The organism is Symbiopectobacterium sp. (assembly GCF_051710365.1).
In the GTDB taxonomy this organism is placed as follows: domain Bacteria; phylum Pseudomonadota; class Gammaproteobacteria; order Enterobacterales; family Enterobacteriaceae; genus Symbiopectobacterium.
Genome location: NZ_JBPETA010000323.1, coordinates 1 through 2,004, shown reverse-complemented (window position 1 = coordinate 2,004; position 2,004 = coordinate 1). Strand labels below are relative to the sequence as shown.

The window sequence follows — 2,004 nt, the reverse complement described above, 5'->3', positions numbered from 1 at the left end:
CCTTGTTATAGGAGGGCCAGTTAGTGATTTTAAAATTTTGTTTTGCCATGGAGACCTGATTTTGAAACAACTATGGTGATCTGATCCGATGATTACCCAAACTTTCTATTTATTCAACAAAGCCTATCACCGGCTTTCAGAACGGGTTGGCGATTGCGGGTGACTACATGTCTGCCGCATCGTTCCTCGGCATTTCAGCGCTGGTGTATACCTCCGGTTACGACGGGCTGATCTATTCACTGGGTTTCCTGGTGGGCTGGCCCATCATCCTGTTTCTCATTGCAGAACGGTTGCGTAATCTTGGGCGCTATACCTTCGCGGATGTCGCCTCTTACCGCTTGCAACAAAAACCGATTCGTACCCTCTCCGCCTGCGGTTCGCTGGTGGTGGTGGCGTTGTATCTCATCGCCCAGATGGTCGGCGCAGGCAAACTGATAGAACTGCTCTTTGGCCTGAACTACCACGTTGCCGTCGTGCTGGTCGGTATTCTGATGGTGATGTATGTGCTGTTTGGCGGCATGCTCGCTACCACCTGGGTACAAATCATCAAAGCCGTGCTGCTGCTGTTTGGTGCCACCTTTATGGCAGTCATGGTGATGAAATCGGTCAATTTCAGCTTCGACGGCTTGTTCAAAGCGGCGGCGGCGGTCCACCCGAAAGGCATTGCCATCATGAGCTCCGGTGGACTGGTGTCGGACCCGATTTCGGCGCTGTCGCTCGGGCTGGGTCTGATGTTCGGTACCGCGGGCTTACCCCATATTCTGATGCGTTTCTTTACGGTGAGCGATGCACGCGAAGCACGTAAAAGCGTGTTTTATGCAACGGGGTTTATGGGCTACTTTTATTTCCTGACCTTTATTATCGGCTTCGGTGCCATCGTACTGGTCAGCGCCAACCCGACCTTTAAAGATGCCGCAGGCGCACTGATTGGCGGCAATAATATGGCGGCGGTGCATTTGGCCGATGCGGTGGGCGGCAACTTCTTCCTCGGCTTTATCTCCGCGGTGGCGTTCGCCACCATTCTGGCCGTAGTGGCCGGGCTGACCTTGGCGGGCGCGTCGGCAGTGTCACACGATCTGTACGCCAACGTTTTCAAGAAAGGGCAGGCAACGGAGCGTGATGAACTCAAAGTATCAAAACTCACCGTACTCGCTCTGGGCGTAGTGGCTATCGGGCTGGGCATTTTGTTTGAAAAACAGAACATTGCCTTTATGGTGGGGCTGGCCTTCTCTATAGCGGCGAGCTGTAACTTCCCCATCATCATCATCTCGATGTACTGGTCGAAGCTGACCACGCGTGGGGCAATGTTGGGCGGTTGGGCAGGTTTGCTGACGGCCATCGTGCTGATGATCCTCGGGCCCACCATTTGGGTGAAAATTCTTGGTCACGCCACACCTATTTATCCGTATGAATACCCGGCGCTGTTCTCAATGTTAGTGGCGTTTATCGGGATCTGGTTCTTCTCGATTACCGATAATTCGGTCACGTATTCAATGAGTGTATTGCTACATAGTCTGGCATGCAAAAAAGGTGTTTAAAACCAGCCTGAATGCATGAAGAGAACATAGAGCATGAATACTATTTTTATTGCTGAGCAACACATTGAATACGTGACCCCATGTGTTTAACATTGATGCTTTGCTTAATTAAAATCAAATGCCAATGACGTCGATCGAAATAATTGTGCCACTGCGGCTGGCGGGTGTTTTAATTATTTTTAAGATGATAAAAACTCTCGTGCAAATAAACGCACGATACGAGATCGTCAATAAATTAAGTGCCCGTTAATACGGTGAGTTACCGTAAAGGATAGGGGCGCATTAAGGGGTGCAGATGGGGTTCATCGCAGCCTCATTTGATACAGACGTTCATCTTTGCCGCTAAATAACTGTTCCGAATAGTAGATCACCTGAAGGGAACTCAGTCCGAGTTGAGCGATCTGATCAATCGATAAAGATCCCAAATCATCAACCGGACTGAGCGATGTCGAGCATAGCACCGATA

Annotated in this window: 1 pseudogene; it reads left to right on the top strand. The window is 50.2% G+C overall.

Annotation, left to right across the window (positions count from 1 at the left end):
- Nucleotides 1-125: 125 nt before the first annotated feature.
- Nucleotides 126-1,481, top strand: a pseudogene (locus tag ACTBDZ_RS17325) (cation acetate symporter); the annotation flags it as partial.
- Between the last annotated feature and the right edge of the window lie 523 nt (nucleotides 1,482-2,004).